The 17,074-nt window shown below is 40.0% G+C and carries 16 protein-coding genes and 1 pseudogene; 9 read left to right on the forward strand and 8 right to left on the reverse strand.

Features of this window, described 5'->3' with window-relative positions; translation table 11 throughout:
* Window positions 1-191: 191 nt before the first annotated feature.
* Window positions 192-1,247, reverse strand: coding sequence for a Rieske 2Fe-2S domain-containing protein (locus LQ203_RS08375; protein WP_230157158.1), 1,056 nt, complete (start codon window positions 1,245-1,247; stop codon window positions 192-194).
* Between the two features lie 323 nt (window positions 1,248-1,570).
* On the opposite strand from LQ203_RS08375, the gene LQ203_RS08380 reads away from it, so the two are divergent.
* The 4 genes from LQ203_RS08380 (at window position 1,571) to uraH (ending at window position 6,556) form a co-directional block, all read left to right on the forward strand.
* Window positions 1,571-3,187: a PucR family transcriptional regulator gene (locus tag LQ203_RS08380; RefSeq protein ID WP_230157159.1), complete on the forward strand. Its 1,617-nt coding sequence runs from the start codon at window positions 1,571-1,573 to the stop codon at window positions 3,185-3,187.
* 165 nt (window positions 3,188-3,352) lie between these two features.
* Window positions 3,353-4,678 (forward strand): nucleobase:cation symporter-2 family protein, encoded by a 1,326-nt coding sequence (locus LQ203_RS08385; protein ID WP_230157160.1) that lies wholly within the window; start codon window positions 3,353-3,355, stop codon window positions 4,676-4,678.
* 15 nt (window positions 4,679-4,693) lie between these two features.
* Window positions 4,694-6,187 (forward strand): factor-independent urate hydroxylase, encoded by a 1,494-nt coding sequence (gene pucL / locus LQ203_RS08390; RefSeq protein WP_230157161.1) that lies wholly within the window; start codon window positions 4,694-4,696, stop codon window positions 6,185-6,187.
* 9 nt (window positions 6,188-6,196) lie between these two features.
* Complete coding sequence (gene uraH / locus LQ203_RS08395; protein ID WP_230157162.1) at window positions 6,197-6,556, forward strand: hydroxyisourate hydrolase; 360 nt, start codon at window positions 6,197-6,199, stop codon at window positions 6,554-6,556.
* A 148-nt stretch (window positions 6,557-6,704) separates the two neighbouring features.
* Here uraH and LQ203_RS08400 read toward each other — a convergent pair whose 3' ends face one another.
* Window positions 6,705-7,553: a GNAT family N-acetyltransferase gene (locus LQ203_RS08400; protein WP_230157164.1), complete on the reverse strand. Its 849-nt coding sequence runs from the start codon at window positions 7,551-7,553 to the stop codon at window positions 6,705-6,707.
* Window positions 7,554-7,694: 141 nt separating this feature from the next.
* Window positions 7,695-8,189: pseudogene (locus LQ203_RS08405) on the reverse strand (amino acid permease); the annotation flags it as partial.
* Window positions 8,190-8,527: 338 nt separating this feature from the next.
* On the opposite strand from LQ203_RS08405, the gene LQ203_RS08410 reads away from it, so the two are divergent.
* Both LQ203_RS08410 and LQ203_RS08415 read left to right on the forward strand, forming a co-directional pair.
* The gene (locus LQ203_RS08410; protein WP_230157166.1) at window positions 8,528-9,115 is read left to right on the forward strand and encodes a chromate transporter; all 588 of its coding nucleotides are present in this window, start codon (window positions 8,528-8,530) and stop codon (window positions 9,113-9,115) included.
* Window positions 9,115-9,669: a chromate transporter gene (locus LQ203_RS08415; RefSeq protein WP_230157168.1), complete on the forward strand. Its 555-nt coding sequence runs from the start codon at window positions 9,115-9,117 to the stop codon at window positions 9,667-9,669. The genes LQ203_RS08410 and LQ203_RS08415 overlap by 1 nt, the downstream gene beginning before the upstream one ends.
* 37 nt (window positions 9,670-9,706) lie before the next feature.
* Here the strand turns inward: LQ203_RS08415 and LQ203_RS08420 are convergent, their stop codons facing one another.
* From LQ203_RS08420 to LQ203_RS27480, 4 genes are all read right to left on the reverse strand, one after another.
* On the reverse strand, window positions 9,707-10,183 hold the full coding sequence (locus tag LQ203_RS08420) for an Lrp/AsnC family transcriptional regulator (protein WP_230157170.1): 477 nt from the start codon (window positions 10,181-10,183) through the stop codon (window positions 9,707-9,709).
* 184 nt (window positions 10,184-10,367) lie between these two features.
* The gene (locus tag LQ203_RS08425; RefSeq protein ID WP_230157171.1) at window positions 10,368-11,102 is read right to left on the reverse strand and encodes a hypothetical protein; all 735 of its coding nucleotides are present in this window, start codon (window positions 11,100-11,102) and stop codon (window positions 10,368-10,370) included.
* Entirely contained in the window at window positions 11,095-11,832 is a 738-nt protein-coding gene (locus LQ203_RS08430; protein ID WP_230157173.1) for a hypothetical protein, read from the reverse strand. The genes LQ203_RS08425 and LQ203_RS08430 overlap by 8 nt, the downstream gene beginning before the upstream one ends.
* Before the next feature lie 183 nt (window positions 11,833-12,015).
* Window positions 12,016-12,138, reverse strand: a complete 123-nt coding sequence (locus tag LQ203_RS27480; protein ID WP_290370546.1) for a hypothetical protein — start codon at window positions 12,136-12,138, stop codon at window positions 12,016-12,018.
* A gap of 533 nt (window positions 12,139-12,671) precedes the next feature.
* On the opposite strand from LQ203_RS27480, the gene LQ203_RS08435 reads away from it, so the two are divergent.
* From LQ203_RS08435 to LQ203_RS08445, 3 genes are read left to right on the forward strand one after another with little or no spacing between them, the layout of a single operon-like run.
* Window positions 12,672-14,063 carry a HAMP domain-containing sensor histidine kinase gene (locus LQ203_RS08435; protein WP_230157175.1) on the forward strand — a complete coding sequence of 464 codons (1,392 nt, stop codon included), beginning with the start codon at window positions 12,672-12,674 and terminating at the stop codon, window positions 14,061-14,063.
* Window positions 14,041-14,721 (forward strand): response regulator transcription factor, encoded by a 681-nt coding sequence (locus LQ203_RS08440; RefSeq protein WP_230157177.1) that lies wholly within the window; start codon window positions 14,041-14,043, stop codon window positions 14,719-14,721. Before LQ203_RS08435 ends, LQ203_RS08440 begins: the two co-directional genes overlap by 23 nt.
* 1 nt (window position 14,722) lies before the next feature.
* Window positions 14,723-15,277 carry a VTT domain-containing protein gene (locus LQ203_RS08445; RefSeq protein WP_230157178.1) on the forward strand — a complete coding sequence of 185 codons (555 nt, stop codon included), beginning with the start codon at window positions 14,723-14,725 and terminating at the stop codon, window positions 15,275-15,277.
* Between the two features lie 167 nt (window positions 15,278-15,444).
* Here LQ203_RS08445 and LQ203_RS08450 read toward each other — a convergent pair whose 3' ends face one another.
* Complete coding sequence (locus LQ203_RS08450) at window positions 15,445-16,650, reverse strand: metallophosphoesterase family protein (RefSeq protein WP_230157179.1); 1,206 nt, start codon at window positions 16,648-16,650, stop codon at window positions 15,445-15,447.
* Window positions 16,651-17,074: the final 424 nt, after the last annotated feature.

The raw sequence follows: 17,074 nt of genomic DNA on the forward strand, positions 1-17,074 counted from the left end.
TCGCTTCCCTTCTCACTATCCATTCATGTTATGAATATTCACAAATATATGTTATCTATTATTTTACTTGCTTTCGCATTTAACTTCATTGACATTTTCGTTAGTATTTCGGTATTTTTTTGTGCAAAATAACCAATGGAAATACGCTTGTAAGAAGAGGGTGTCCATGTTAAATGGGCACCCTCTTCTTTTCAACTTGTATAATTCGAACCTAAGCCCAATTCCCTTAAAAGCTGACGATAAGCGATCGATGTTTTATCTGCCGCGATATGCGCTTCCGCTTGTAGATCGAGAGGCAGCTCCTCCGGCTTTTGGTTTTCCACCATCTCCTTATCTTCATTGAAAATCTGTAAATTGAATTCGTACGTATCTTCAATCGGGGCATCTAAATCAAAGTTACGGGCCATCGGCGAAAACATTCTTGTCTTACGTGCCGAAACCGGGCTTGCACAATTCAGTATATGAAGTTTACCGTCCTCAGGGAAATGTACAGTCAGCCTGGCAGCCAGCGGTGGATAGATATCAAACACACGCAGCCATTCAAAGTTAGCAGGCTCTAAATGCTGCATGCTTTTCCCGTAATTACTGACAGAACTTAAGTATTCCACATGTAGGCCATACTCCGTTTTTTCCACCTTATAACTCGGAACGATAGGATTGTTACGATCGGCAAAGCTTTCCGAATGCACCCAAGCAAAGTGGGACACATCCAAAAAACCTTCCATTTGCCGACCGGCTGAACCAGCAATGTCAATCGAAGGCGGCAGGATGTTCAAATATTCATCATCCTCCCAGGCCGGTAACCTCGGAATATTCTCTTTATCACTCGCAATCGATGTCCAAACCAAACCGTAGCGCTCTACCGCAGGATAAATATTAATACAAAGACGCGGGGATATTTTAGCATTGGGGTGCGCGGGTATCCCGGTGCAGTTCCCTTCCGGGCCATACCTAAAACCGTGGTAAGGACAGACGATATTATCCCCTTCCACCCACCCCATACTTAATGGAACACCACGATGCAGACAAAGGTCCCTTGCAACGATAATCTTTCCATTGGCTCGATAAAGGACTAGATGCACATCGAGAAGTTTAATGCCCATCGGCTTTTCCGATACTTCCTCGGTTGCTGCCACCGGAAACCAATATTGTGTTAATACGTCCCAGTCCCCTTTGCTGAATGTGCATTCTTTCGGAAACGGCGTTACTCTTTTTTTCTTATTTGAAGCAACTGTGCTTTCACTCATATTAGCGGCCTCCCCTTATTCTCACATTAATTTTTATAAATATTAACAAAGTTAGGATAATATGTCACTTTAAATGTTATAAAATCTTACATCAAAATTCATCTTTGTATATCTTAACAATCCAAACAACGAAATTCGTAAGATATACCAAAGGATTAGTATGATATGATAGTAAAAATCCGCAATACTATGTGAGCAAACGCAAGGATTCAGATATATAGTTACAAGCACTTATTTAAACCCGATTCAATTTCCTGGATTCCTATAAAGCTTTACTTAAATCACAATCAATAATCCAATTTTTCCAGAACGAGGTGTTTCAGATGAAGGTAACAGAACTTTTAACATTACCCACATTAACCGGCATGAAATTGATTGCCGGAGAAACAGGGATCGACCGCGAAGTCCTCACTGTTAACATGATGGATGCTCCAGATATCATTCACTTTTTAAAAGCAGATGAATTCCTTGTAACCACGGCTTATCACCTAAAGGACAATCCACACCTCTTATCATCACTTGTAGAAGCGATGGCAACCCACGGCTGTGCAGCACTCGGGATAAAGACAAGCAGATTCTTAAAAGAAATACCAGAAGATGTACTGGCACTTGCCGATGAACTATCCTTTCCGATCATCGACCTCCCGTCAGAATTATCACTCGGGGAAATCATCAACCATACATTACGGGGGATTTTGGATCAACGGGCAGCAGAATTGACTTTTGCCATGGAAACCCATAAACAATTCACGAACTTAATCATGCGGGGTAAAGGGATTCAAAAACTTCTTGATCATTTATCAGAAATGATTGGATACCCCATCCTATTAGTTGACCAGTACCTTAAACCGATATTCCATCCGTTCTCAACACCTGAAGTTATTGCAATAATCAAAAAAATGAACGATGAAGGATTCCGATTTCATAAAACCAAGGCCTCATTCTTTTCCTTTTCATCTCTTTCCAATCAACAAACCTATACCGTTTTCCCCATCTATATGAATGAAGAAAAGTTTGGCTATTTGACGATCTCAGGAGAAATCAAGACTAACGATAGCCTCATTACACTAACGATTGAGCAAGCCACAAATGTCATCTCTTTTGCCTTGATGAAGGAACATGCCCTTAAACAGCATGATCGAAATATCCGAAATGATTTCTTCCTTCATTTTCTGGATGGCAGTTTCTCCTCACAAGAGGAAATCATAAACCGCGCAAAAGAGTTTTCCTTACATAATGACCAAGCGTATATTTGCGCAGTCGGAAAGATCGATGAATCCGAATCGACCAAAAGTTATACACAGCTGCACCGAAGGGCAGATTCCATTTACGAATTTTTGGAAGATAAACTTTGTACATCGCCCAATCCCATTCATCTCTTTACAAAAGGAAAGAAATGCATCCTTTTATACGAAGTGAACGAAGTCGAAACCCATGTTCTCCAATATGTCGAAACCTCACTAAAATCATTGCAAAAGATAACATCCAACCAGTTCGACTGCACGATTTCTTTCGGAGTAAGCCATATGTGCCAGAGTTTTTTACAAACCAAGAACTCCTACAAAGAAGCGAACGACTCCCTTCTCGAAGGAGGTCTTTCGAAAAGGACAGGATACATCCAAACATTCCGAACAAAGGATATTATGGAATTGTTGAGAGTCATCCCAGAAGAAGACTTAAAGAATTTTTACCTTTTCGCCCTACAAGGCTTTACAAAGATTTTCACAGAGGAGGAACAATCCTTATTACAAACATTATCCGTCTATCTCGAAACACATTGCCAAATATCCGAAACAGCCAAAAGATTATTCGTTCACCGGAACACCGTTGTGTACAGACTCGAGAAATGTGAAGAGCTACTCGGCAAGAGCTTAAAAGATTCAGAGACCACACTCCAGATACGAATTGCCCTTCGCATTAAATCTTTGCTCAAAATATAAAACACCATCCTTACCTCCCTCACTTTATGCAAGTTGTCTATATCACCATCCAAAAATTGTCTAATTTAACTAATGACAATTTTCAGTTTTTTTATTATGATGATAACTATCATAACAAAATGACGTAACATAACATGACAACCAATTAGAGAAGGGAGTTTTTTTATGAACGAAAGAATTAACACGTCCAAGGCCTTCTCATTAGGTCTTCAACATGTCCTTGCCATGTATGCTGGTGCCATCTTGGTACCAATCATCGTCGGTGGAGCATTGGGGTTTACTTCGCAACAGCTCGCTTACCTTATTGCCATTGACCTTTTAACCTGCGGAATCGCTACATTATTGCAAGCTTGGAAAAACAAATACTTCGGAATAGGACTCCCAATCGTTTTAGGAACTTCTTTCGTCGCAGTCACCCCAATGATATCCATCGGCAGCAATTATGGTATTTCCGCTATATATGGGGCAATCATCGCAGCCGGGTTCTTCATCATTTTTTTCTCCAACATATTTGGTAAACTGCTTAAATTATTCCCACCAGTCGTAACCGGTACCGTCGTCATCATTATTGGATTATCCTTAGTACCCACAGGCATAAAGAACATGGCTGGAGGTTCTGGCAGCAAAGACTTTGGTTCAGCCGAAAACTTAATGCTATCCTTCGGTGTCCTCGCTGTCATCCTGTTACTCAATCGCTACTTCACTGGATTCATACGCGCCATTTCTGTTCTGATCGGCATCATCTTAGGGACGATCGCTTCAACGTTTTTTGGGAGAATGGACTTTTCCACCGTTGCCGATGCGTCTTGGTTCCATATCCCTGCTCCTTTCTACTTTGGTACACCTACCTTTGAAATTGCCCCCATTATTACGATGATGTTGGTTGGCACAGTCATTCTAATCGAATCCACGGGCGCATTTCTTGCTCTCGGAAAAATAACCGGTCGGGAATTGAGTGAAAAAGATATTATCAAAGGCTACCGGGCAGAAGGCCTGGCCTTCACTTTAGGAGGAATTTTCAATGCTTTTCCTTATAGTACATTCGCTCAGAATGTAGGTCTCGTTCAATTATCCGGTGTAAAAAAAAGAACGATCACCATTGTAGCCGGCTTCATACTAATCGGGCTCGGACTGGTACCGAAAATCGCTGCACTCGCTACACTTATTCCTACGGCGGTCCTCGGGGGCGCAACCGTAGTCATGTTCGGAATGGTCGTTTCATCTGGAATTAAAATGTTGAACGACGTCGATTTCTCGGATAACGCTAATTTATTGGTCATCGCTTGTTCAATCTCACTTGGCCTGGGTGCCACTGTCGTCCCCGAGTTATTCTCAAGCCTGCCGGAAGCAATCCGTATCGTCGTCGGTGATGGGATCATAACAGGTAGTCTGACAGCCATCATCCTGAATTTGATCTTGACTCCACGCAGGAAAAAGGATGTCGATAGTACCATACCTGATGCAGATCAGATTATGGCAAAAAGTATATAGAAAGGAGCCTGGAAGATGATTACTCTTACATCACTAAATGCACAAAGCGAAAAAAAATTCACGAAGTTCCTTGGGGATATTTTTGAACATTCACCTTGGATTGCAGAAAAAGCTGCAGCCTACAGGCCCTTTTCTTCAATTATTATCCTGCATAAATGCATGGTGGACATTGTAAGCCATTCGTCAATGGAAGAAAAGTTAACGTTAATCAGAATGCATCCGAGCCTTGGTGACAAAGTTGAAATGAGTGAAGATTCGATTAAGGAACAGCAAGGTGCCGGTTTAAAGGACCTAACTGCTGATGAATATGAAAATTTCGTCTCTTTGAATAGGCAATATATGAATAAGTTCGGCTTTCCATTTATCTTGGCTGTGCGCAAAAAGGATAAAAATGACATTTATCAATCAATGAAAACAAGGATTCACCACACTGAAACCGCCGAGTTCGAAAATGCCTTGTCTGAAATTTATCAAATAGCCTTATTTCGTTTAAAGGATAAAATCAAAACTGAAGGAGAGAATTTCATGAAAAATAAATCTGCCGCCCAAACACTTAGTTACGGGAAAGGAAATGTTTTCGCCTATAGGACCTATTCAAATCCCTTAACCGGAATCAAACAAATACCAGAATCTACTTTTTCAGGTAGAGATCATATCATTTTTGGCACTAACGTAAAAGTTTCCGTTGGCGGCTCTTCTTTTCTTCCCTCCTTCACTGACGGGGACAATTCCATGGTCGTCGCAACTGATTCGATGAAAAACTTTATCCAAAGGCAGCTCGCAACATTCAAGGGGGCAACATTAGAAGGATTTGCTTCATATGTTTCAGAAGCCTTCCTTAACAAATATCCCCAAATCGATACGGTTAAATTGATTGCCGAAGATATCCCTTTTGAAGCGGTGACGGAAGCAACGGACCCTCAATTGAAACCGAGTGACCTTGTATTCAAAAAGTCACGCAACGAACGGGCAAGGGCTTCAGTCGAAATCATCCGCGCGGAAAATGGCAATGAAATCGTTCACCAATGCAGCTCCATCCTTGACCTCCAATTAATCAAAGTAAGTGGAAACTCATTTATAGGTTTTGTCCGCGATGAGTATACGACACTTCCCGACGACGGAAACCGGCCGCTTTTCATCTATTTGAATCTTCATTGGGTCTATGAGGATCAAAAGGATGCACTCGGCATGGATCCCTCTAAATACGTAGCTGCTGAACAGGTTATCGATATTTCCACATCCGTTTTTCATGAGATGGAGACTCCTTCCATCCAAAATTTGATTTATGAAATCGGCTGCCGTATTTTAACCAGATTTCCCCAGCTTATTGAAGTGACATTCGAATCCCAAAACCACACATGGGATACAGTCGTTTCCGAAATCTCGGATTCAAAAGGCAAAGTATATACTGAGCCACGCCCGCCATATGGCTTTCAGGTCTTCACCGTTAAAAAAGAACATCTCGAAAACAACAAAATCCTGGCTGCGGCAAAAGAAAGCATCGGGTAAGGAGTGATTATGCCTGGTATAACGACACATATATTGGATTTAATGCATGGTCAGCCTGCTGAAAACGTGAAGATAGAATTATACTTTTCCGAATCATACGCCGCTAGCTGGCAACTGCTCCAGTCAGCGGTAACAAATGCAGACGGGAGGCTCGATTCCCCGCTGCTGAACGCCGAAAGCACTAAAATGGGAAACTACGAAATCGTATTTCATATCGGGGATTACTTCCGGAATAAATCCGTAGAGCTTCCTGATCCACCCTTTTTGGACCAGGTTCCCGTTCGTTTTGGACTATCTTCCCCATCCTCTAACTATCATGTACCACTGCTCGTTTCCCCATGGGGCTATCAAGTGTACCTGGGAAGTTAAAGAAAAAAGCCGGAAAAGATACATCCTTCTCCTGCTTTTGCTTATTGAACACATTCTGGAGAGATGAAGTCAAACCTAAAAAAGCCAGCTTCCAGGATTAACGGAAATTGGCTTTCTATGGTTACTTAGTTATCTATTTGTTTTATCTTTAGCTTAACGATTTCGTTGATTTTTTTAAGACATAGAAACATATATCAGAATCAGACTGTCTTCTAATAAGATCAATGACTATCCAACCTTTCTTAAAGTAGTGCATAAATACATGTCGGGTATTCATTCTCCATGACAAAGCTAGATCTGAACTATCTTGCTTAAGTTTTTGAAAATCACTTGGCATGGGTACAAAAAGCAAACCCGTTTCCAAATGTCTTGTCAAGTCGATCTCCATAGGGGCAAGATAGCCGTCTGGATTAACCAAAGCTTTAATTAACAAAGAGTCTTCTCTTAACCTATCCTCTATTTCAAGGTTTTCACTTTCAATCTTCTTATCCTTTATCCACCACTGCACTATAAATCTATCCGATGGCATTCCGTGATTTAAAACGTCAAGCATTTCACCATAGCAGTTCTCAACATAGGTTGAGGACCTTGCACCAAGTTTGTGAAAATTTAAATATCCATTAACCGTTTCCAGCGGATCAAACGTCCACGTGATTAGATCGTATCCCTTTTTAATCGATTCTTCTATTTGTTGGAGTTTGAGCTTCTCCCCGATACCTAATTTTCTAAAATTTGGGTGGATGCCTAAAATATGCGAACATAAGTAGCTCTTATTCCCATCAAATCCTGGGAAGCTATATTGAAAGCCAATTAGTTCACCGTCTAAAAAAGCGCCAAGCACTATGCCACCATTCTTAATCGCTGTAAGCGTTTGATGAGTAGGAGTTGATTCATATTCGCTCCATATGATGGACTCTAGCCGCCTTACATTTTCAAGCTCTTCGTTTGATTCAAGGGCGCGAATGGCTATGCTTTTCATTTGATGCATTTTGCTCATTAAACATACCTCTCCTTAAAACTTTTTTCTTTTTGGATAAAGACATCCATCTCTAACCGTTAGCGTATGTGGAATGTAACAATCAGGTGGAGTAGGCTCTCCATAATAGTCCCTGATGTTCCATCAATGCAAAAAACAAGATTACTTATCCTCTTGATAAAACGAACAATCCCGCAATGGAACTACTTTTGTTTTCTTGATAATTTTGTAACCAAACCATAAAAGCAAAAATATAGGAATCCCAATATAGGAAACAAGCAAACTATTCCAATCAATCTTATCCCCAATGAACGCTTTATAGTCTTGTCCTACAATTGCAACCATACATAATGAGAAGGCAAGAATAGGCCCAAAAGGAAACCACTTTGCTTTATAAGGCAACGCGCTTAGTTCCCTTCCCTGAGCTATATAAGCTTTTCGGAAGCGGTAATGGCTGATGGCAATACCCAACCAAGCTAGAAACCCGGATAAACTGCAGATGTTCAATAACCAGAAATAAACGGTTCCGTCCCCAAAAACTGAAGTAAGAAAGGCAAGCATTCCTATAACTGTCGTAGCGTAAAGAGCATTGATCGGTATTCCCCGTGAATTAACTTTCCTTAGAAACTTAGGTGCATTCCCTTCTTTTTCGAGAATTTTATTTCCTGCCATCGATGCTAGATAATGAGGGCTCACAACCATGCTTTTCGTTCCAATTATCGATTGGGTCATAAATTCGCTCCCTTTTAAATTATTAGATTTTTCAGATTATTAATGATAATTGTAATTATACCTTTTTTCAAATAAATTTATTTAAGACAAAAAGATGATTTTTTTCGTTTTCATCAGCCTATTTTATTATAAAATAACAAGAATACATTCATTCCGTAATTATTATTATAATTTTATATACATTTCGAAAGCATTTTTGATATCATTAATTCATAATCTTGGAAATGTATTTCTAAATTTAAACAAAAACAGGAGGAATCGTATTGAAAAATCCATATACCGAATTAACGGTCGGGATGATGCGGACGGGGATTTTAGGTTTTGGCGGCGGGCCATCCGTCATCCCTCTCATCCGCCACGAAGCAGTTTCCCGCTATCACTGGCTCGACGATGATGAATTCGGGGAAACCTTGGCGATTGCCAATACACTCCCAGGACCGATCGCCACCAAGATGGCAGCATATCTTGGTTATAAATTAAAAGGCTGGCCGGGAGCCCTCGTGAGTGTGGCAGCCCATGTTTTACCTTCATGCTTTGCGATGGTTTTCTTGATTGCATTCATTAATGTTCTAAGTAATTCAGCGATGATCAACAATATGATCGCGGCTGTAATGCCAGTTGTTGCGGTCATGCTTGGTCAAATGGCTTATGAGTTTGGCGAAAAGGCGGTAAAAGGTTTGGGAAAGGTACTCGGAATCACCTTTTTTGCGATTTCCTTTTTGCTTCTCCAGATCATTTCCCTGCATCCGGGTATCGTCATCATGATATTCCTTTTGTATGGGGCGTTCCACTTTAAATTAAAAGATAGATTGAAAAATAAAAAGGGTGATACGAAGGAGGAATCCGCGTAATGGGTGTTATCTTCATCCCGATTGGTGTCGCAGTTTTTCTAGCGTTTTTCATAGCCAATATGCTTGGTTATGGCGGAGGTCCAGCCTCGATTCCGCTTATGTATGATCAAATCGTCACCCGTTACGGCTGGCTTGATAATACCGAGTTCTCGCAAATGCTTGCATTAGGAAATTCCCTTCCAGGGCCAATCGCCACCAAAATTGCCGCATATGTCGGATATGATGTGTACGGCTGGCCAGGGTTTATAGCTGCATTGGCTGGCACCATCATCCCTTCAGCAGTGGCTTTGATCTACTTATTGAAAATCTTGCGAAAATACAAGCAATCTCCCATCGTAAAAGGCATGTCCTTACTTGTTCAGCCCGTGATTGCGATCATGATGTTACTGCTTACCTGGAACATGGCCGCAGATGCCGTCGGTTCCATCGGCTACATCCATTCGATCATCATCGCTGGATTGGCTTACTTAGCACTGGGTAAATTCAAGATTCACCCCGCATTTGTAATCATTCTTGCCTTTGCGTACGGCGGCTTTATCATCCCGCTCACATAAATAAAAAAAATCCACCTATATAGGCGGATTTTTTCATTTAAAGTTTCATTCCCATCCGGCTCTTATAACGTTTAATGAGAATTTGGCAATCCACGCTGACAACGCCGTCGACCGCATACAACTTTTCATTGAGAAAACGTTCCATCTCCTGATTATCAGTAAAGATTCCGTGCATATGGAGTTTACTCGGACCGGTCATATGATATAAACTCGTTACAGCCGGCTCGCTTTCTAATTGCTGGGCCACCGATTCCAAATATTTAGGCTCAACTTCAACGTTGAAAAATGCCGAAACATGGATGCCTACCTTACCTGGATTAATGACCGCAGTGAACCTCTCAATCACGCCGTTTTCAACAAGATGATTAATTCTCATCTGAACCGCAACTCTGGAGAGCTCCACTTTCTTCGCTAAGTCGGTATATGAAATTCGCGCATCTTCGTGTAGAACCGATATGATTTTCTTATCGATCTCATCCACTTTCAAGCTGGGAATCTTAAAGTCCTCTGCCATCCTTTGTAACTCCTTTTCGATTTCTTTATTCCATTATCGCAGAGACAACCATCGGATCACAACAAATCTTCCTTCTACATAACCTCCATTAAAACAACAGCCTATTGATCATATTGGTCAATATCAAACTATCCAAACAGATTAGTATAATGAATAAAGGTCTGACAATTTTGGCAGCTCACTTTCAATAAGTCCCCTCCAACTCATCCACTTCCACATGAACAAGAAAAGGAACATCCACAAAATTATTTCCTGTCGTATAGCTAATTCCGTTAATGGCGTGTTCAGGATAAGTCTCTTTCCCATCCTTATCATAAAAATTAATCGCCAATTGTATCGGTTCGTTCAATTCAAGAAAGTTTTTCTGACCAACTTCCCCCTTTGGTTTTACATAATGATCCATAAGTTCCTGCCAATTGTCGGGATAAGTTTCGACTCCGTACATTTTCCCCTGCATCACAATGTTGTGCATCATTTCTATTCCAGGTTGATAGGTGGCTTTGCCATCCGATACCATAAAATCTCTATCTTTTTTCATAAAAACCCTGATTTCGGAAATGTCATCTTTCGGATCCATATTCCACATGATCAAAGATTTTTCTTCTCCATTCCAAACCTGTGGCTGACCTCTATTTTCCACAGAAGCCACTCTCCATTTATTGCCCTTCCAGACCCAAAAACTCATCCCATATCGATTATCTTCACTAATAAAGGGGACAAACACATGTGTATCATCCAAAAAGATATGATCTTGTATGACCTTCGGCTGAGACTCAGAGAAGTTTGAGTTTATTCGTTCGATGACTTGTCTGTCCGATAGGAAGGGTTCCGGCGCTTTTGAAAATCGACCAAATAAAAGGATACCACCAATCGATATAACAGCTGTAATGATAACAATCATTTTTGTTTTATTAGTCACTCCTCTCCCCACCTTCAGTCAAAATGGATTCTTCTAACCTGTAATAGACCTGCTGCCCTTTATTTGGTGTAATCAGTAGACCCTTTCCATCTTCTTCAATGTAAATGAGTACATTAAGTCCACTTCCCTTTTCAGGAACGGTCCCTGACAGAATATAAGGGAACGTTTCTTTATACCCGCTCTCTTCATTGATTCCGGAATACCAAGATTCGCTCTCGATTTTCTTTTGTTTCATCTTATTCATTTGTCTTTGCAGCTCTTCTTGATTCAATGTGACTTCTTTAGAGTTCGGATGGGTCGCTATTAGCGAGGAATTTTTAACGTCCATCATATATGTAGATGGTTCCTTCTTGGGATACATCATTTCATCCAGCGGTATGGCTAATAGGGAAGCCGCCAAAAAGATGAAATTCGATAAGAATCCGAGCCAGGCAAATCGACGAAAACGATGCCATCTGCCTACATCACCTTTCCTTCTCAATAACCATGATAAGAGAGCCACCCCTATAGGGATAATGGGTACACTTACCACCTCATCTGATAGATTAAAAGTAAAACGAAAAGTAATCATTCCTAGTACAAACACAACGAGAGCCTTCCATACCTTAGGAGGACTTTCTATTTTTTTATAAATAACGGAAAAAATGATCAAAATCATTATGTAACTGGACACCATAAGGATTAAAGTGGGTGTATGCAAATATTCTCCCACATCAAATATTCCATTCATTCTACCTATCACTCCCCCTTGATATATACAACTCTCATACAATACCATATAAATCCTTTTTTCGTAATTTAGGGAATCTATTCGCAGACTGCCGTCCCCCACTTTATTCGGAAATTGAAGGTGGGGGTTTTACAGCCTGTTTGTTATGGGATAAAAGTTTATGGGCATCCAATGGAACGTTCCTCAATCCTTTGCCTGAAAGGTCTTCGCGATATTTTTGTATTCTTCTTCATTAAGAATGCCCATTTTTTTGAATAATGCGGAATAAGCCATTATTTTTTTTTGCGTACGGTTTGTACAACTCATATGGATCAGCTCCTTTTTTACATACTATTCACTAGCGACAAAATGTTTCCTGTATGCAAAACATTTTGTTTAGACAAAAAATAAAAACTACCGTTTCTTTCGGCAGTCTCAATTTCACATATGGAATATGGCTCCATCGATCTGTGATTTAGGTGATTAAACCAGACCATTCTATATAACTATCAATTAAGGGAATGGAGGCGCATGAACGTGCAACCGCTTCGCTTGTTCTTTTTCAGACTCGTCCCTTCGTAAACGGATTTACTGTCAACCTTAATTAAACAGGCTTTTCTTAGCAATGCTAAGTCCATGCTTTATTGAAAAAAGTCAAATTACAACCTGATTTCCTATTCTCATTCTATTCAAATGCTGAAAAACGACAGTTCGGGATCATTAAAAAATGTTGTCCTCCTTGCAACCAGTCCTCATTCGGATTATCGTTATTTAAGAAGAAACGAAGGAATTATAAAAAACTGCATACTTTCTTCATATTTTTTCGCTAAACTGACTTCAATAAATAAGAAGGTGATATATTGAAAATCTCCTTTAAGCTGGGACTTTGTATATTTGTGTGCATTTTATTGATGGAAACCGTCTCCATGTTTTATTTACATAATAAAGTGATCCATTCCCGTATCAACCAAGAATTGGAATCATTGAAGGCCCGTGGCAATAGTCATCGTGATGTGTTAGAAATCACTTATTCCGACTCAACTCTTCAGCATATCGGCCTGATGGAATCACATACGGATACAGATGTCGTCATCACGAATACTACAGGCAATACTCTGATGTCGTCCGAAGAGGTAAATGGGGCAATGAAAAAAATCTTAGCAAAGAAACACCCACAAGTACCGCGAAAAGGACTGATCATCCAATCAAGATGGAAGGATGAACGGTATATAGCTACTGTTACACCATTTAAAAGTGATAAAGAAAATGAAGGCTATGTCTATATGTTCAAGAATACTAGAGATGTAGAAGAACTAATTGCCCAATTGAATAAACATTTTATCTTTGCAACTGTATTGCTCCTTTTCTTTATGCTTATCACCATTTATTTTCTATCAAAAGCCTTGACTAGACCGCTTATTGCGATGAAGGAAGCGACCACCAAACTAAGCCAAGGGAGCTTTTCTGTAGCTGTACCTGTACATTCACATGATGAACTAGGTGAACTGGCTCAATCCATTCAAAGCTTGGCTAATGAATTGAATTATTTAAAGAAGGAACGCAATGAATTTTTGGCAAGTATCTCTCATGAACTGCGCACGCCACTAACCTATATCAAGGGCTACTCGGACATTGCTCGTCGGAAAGACTTGGATGCAGCTGAAAGATCACGATACTTAGAAATCATCCATGATGAATCACAACGATTAAACAAACTATTGGACGAACTATTCCATATGGCTAGAATGGATATACATACATTCACCATTTCAAAAAAAACCGTCCAGCTCTCTTCATTCCTAGAATCCATTCATGAAAAAGTGTTACCAGCCTTTTCAAATAAAAAAATACAATTGAATCTGGAATGTAAGGATCATTTATATATTGAGATAGACCCTTCACGATTTGAGCAAGTCATCCTTAACCTGCTGGATAATGCACTAAAATACTCGAACGAATATACAATCACCACCATCAAAGTCACTCGATCACTTGGCCGTATTTCCATCTCCATCATCGATCAAGGGGTTGGTATTCCAAGTGAAGACATCCCGCATATCTTTGATCGTTTTTATCGTGTCGAGAAATCACGTGCTAGAGATACCGGTGGATTTGGATTGGGGCTTTCCATCGTCAAGCAATTAGTTGAGGTTCAAGGAGGGGCCATTTCCGTTAAAAGCAGGTTGGAGCAAGGAACGTGCTTCACTATCATATTTAAGGAGATAAAAAATGAAGACAGCAGTTCTGGTTGATGATGAACAGAGAATGATTGATCTTATAGAGCTATACCTGACCCCTCACGGATATACATGCATAAAGAAGAAGTCCGGACATGAAGCCTTACATTTCTTAAAACAGAATCATGCGGACATAGTCATTCTTGATGTAATGATGCCTGAAATGGATGGGTGGGAAACGTGCGAAGAGATCCGGGCGTTTTCCAATATTCCCATAATCATGCTCACCGCCCGGGATGCAGCGGAAGAAATGGTAAAAGGGCTGAAAAAGGGCGCCGATGATTATGTAACAAAGCCATTTAATGAAGAGGTTTTACTTGCCCGAATCGAAGCTGTGACTCGACGAGTACATAATCATCATGAGAACCATATGATCTTTAACGGGATAAAATTAAATGAATCTGCTTATGAAGCACATTATCAATCTAGAGCCATCCCATTGACACCAAAAGAATTTTCCATGTTGTGCTTGTTTATCAAATCCCCTGATCAAGTGTACTCCAGAGATCACTTGCTTTCGACCATATGGGGATTTAAAACAGACACGGAAGATCGGACAATCGATTCCCATATTCGAAATATTAGAGAGAAATTACGTCATGCCGGTTTTCCTGTTGATCAACATTTGAAAACGGTTTGGGGCATCGGATATAAATGGAGGTCTGTCGATTGATATGAACTTCATTTCTGAGGCATTGGCATCCAGTGGCCCCTTTTCCATTGCAGTTAGTATAGCATTGAATATATTGATTAGCGTGCTTGGTTTTATTCCAAGCGTATTCATCACGGCAGCCAATATCACCGCGTTTGGATTTGAACAGGGATTGATCGTTTCTTACATAGGAGAAATTACAGGAGCCGTAGTGAGCTTTTGGTTATATCGCAAAGGCTTTCAAACATTCAAACCCAAGTTCACAAAGAACCGTTGGATCATGAGCCTCCAAAAGTCACAAGGATATCCGGCCTTTTGGATGATTCTATTGCTCAGGCTCCTACCTTTCATACCGTCCGGCGTGATTAACCTTACTGCAGCATTAAGTAAGACGGGCGTGATGATTTTCTTCATCGCCACATCCATCGGTAAACTGCCTGCCCTCCTTGTCGAGGCGTACTCGGTGACACAGGTGTTGCAGGCTTCAGACGATATAAGGACTATTCTAGTCATATTGATTTTAATCATCGCAGTCTTTTATTACTTTAAAAGAGGTAAAAATAAAGAAATGAAATAGTAGGAGACCCTATTAAATGAAGTTTACCTGATATGTTCAGTAATAAGGTTATGAGGAAATAGTTTGATAACAAAGAAGGAATAAATCATGTCAAACATATAGAAGGATAGATAAAAGCAGAATCAGCTTTATCTATCCTTTATTGTATACAATAGTATAATGTTGCTTTACATTTTTACTTTCTTATTGTTTTCTAGAGGCACAGGATCCATACTCTGATCATTAGCTGTCAAGTCGATCCCATAGTCCTTTGCGAATACCATGTGCGTTTCTACTAGAACCTCAGCTGTATTTTCATCTAAATTAAATACTCTGGCACCGCGCAGTCTGTTCCTTTCAGCTCCCGGCAGACCATAAGCACCGAACCCGGTACTGCCCGCATAACCAAGCAGGATTCCGTAATAATTACCTACATACGTGTTTATATGATCATGACCACAAAAAACGCCCTTGACATCGCCTCTATCCAGCATCGCTGAAAACAGCCCCCCGTTGATTGGTCCCATACACTCTTCTTCATTTCGTTCTCCTACTATATTATGCTTTTTAAGGGCTACCTCATGATTGGAGTCTGCTCTTTGGTCTACGCTCGCATACCACATAAACCTGTGTTCCCAAAGAGGAATATGGATGAAAGCGAGTGAAGGAATTTTTTTTCGCCATTTTTTCTCTAACTTCTTAGACGTCTCATAATACCAATTTACCTGATTAAAACGAAGCCAGTCCCATGTAGGATATCCTTGGAAGTCTTGACCCGCAATGGTTTTTGGCGCATATCTTCCACTATCAAGCAGCCAGAGGTTGAAAGCTGCCTTTTTTCCTTTTGAATCCTTTATAAGTAAATTCATGTTACCTGTCCCGGTAATACCTTCGACTGTAGGTTTGTTCATATTGTATTTATAAGAAAGATAGATTTTGAGCATGTCTTCCTCATCAAGTCCGCCCTTTGGGGTAGAATCCTCATCATGATTTCCAAAAGTAATGGCCCACTTGATTCCTCTTTGTTCCATAGGATAGGCAACATTGTTAATGGCTTGCTTCATCTCCATAGTTGAATCGCATCCACCCGTAATAATGTCTCCATTAAGCACAACAAAATCAGGTTTTTCTGTATCAAGCACTTTCTCCATAAGCTGTAAAGTTCTACGATCAATACGTTCATCATCTTGTGTATCATTAAATTGAACGATTTTTAATTTTCCATTACGATTAAATTGAAGAGCCATGTCATCTTTTTCTTCTGCCAGTGCTGCAGTGCTAAATAAATCATCTGAAAGTCCAGAGAATCCAAGTGTTAAGGCAAGTGTACTCATGCCTCCTATCTTGATAAAATTCCGTCTATCCAACCCTTCTTGTGGTTCTTGATTCTTCATTTAAAAATCTCCCATTCTCTTCTAGTAACTGTTTTATAGGGATCAAGCTATCGATACGATGGTGAGCAAATTAACTATGTAGTTCCAATTTAAAAAACCATTATAGTAAACAAAAAAATTGGATTTGGATATATATGATTACAAACTTACATGGTATTGAATATCACCCTATAAAGTTCAGTTCTCTCTCCATCTTAAGATAGAATTATTAGTGGAGTATGAATGTTATATGAAAGGTAAGTAAAGAAAACAATAGAAGAAGGAATGTATGAAAGTCAAAAATCCTTTTTAGATTTCTCCTGATTCTTTGGGGAATTTGGACCAAGCCCAGTAGCTTTTATCGATTCATTTCTTCATCAGGAAATGGTTACTTTGGTTTCAAGCTTAGCAAGTATACAATGCTACTCCTTAATTAGGCACTACA

The sequence above is a fragment of the Peribacillus sp. Bi96 genome (genome assembly GCF_918698115.1).
Lineage (GTDB): Bacteria > Bacillota > Bacilli > Bacillales > DSM-1321 > Peribacillus.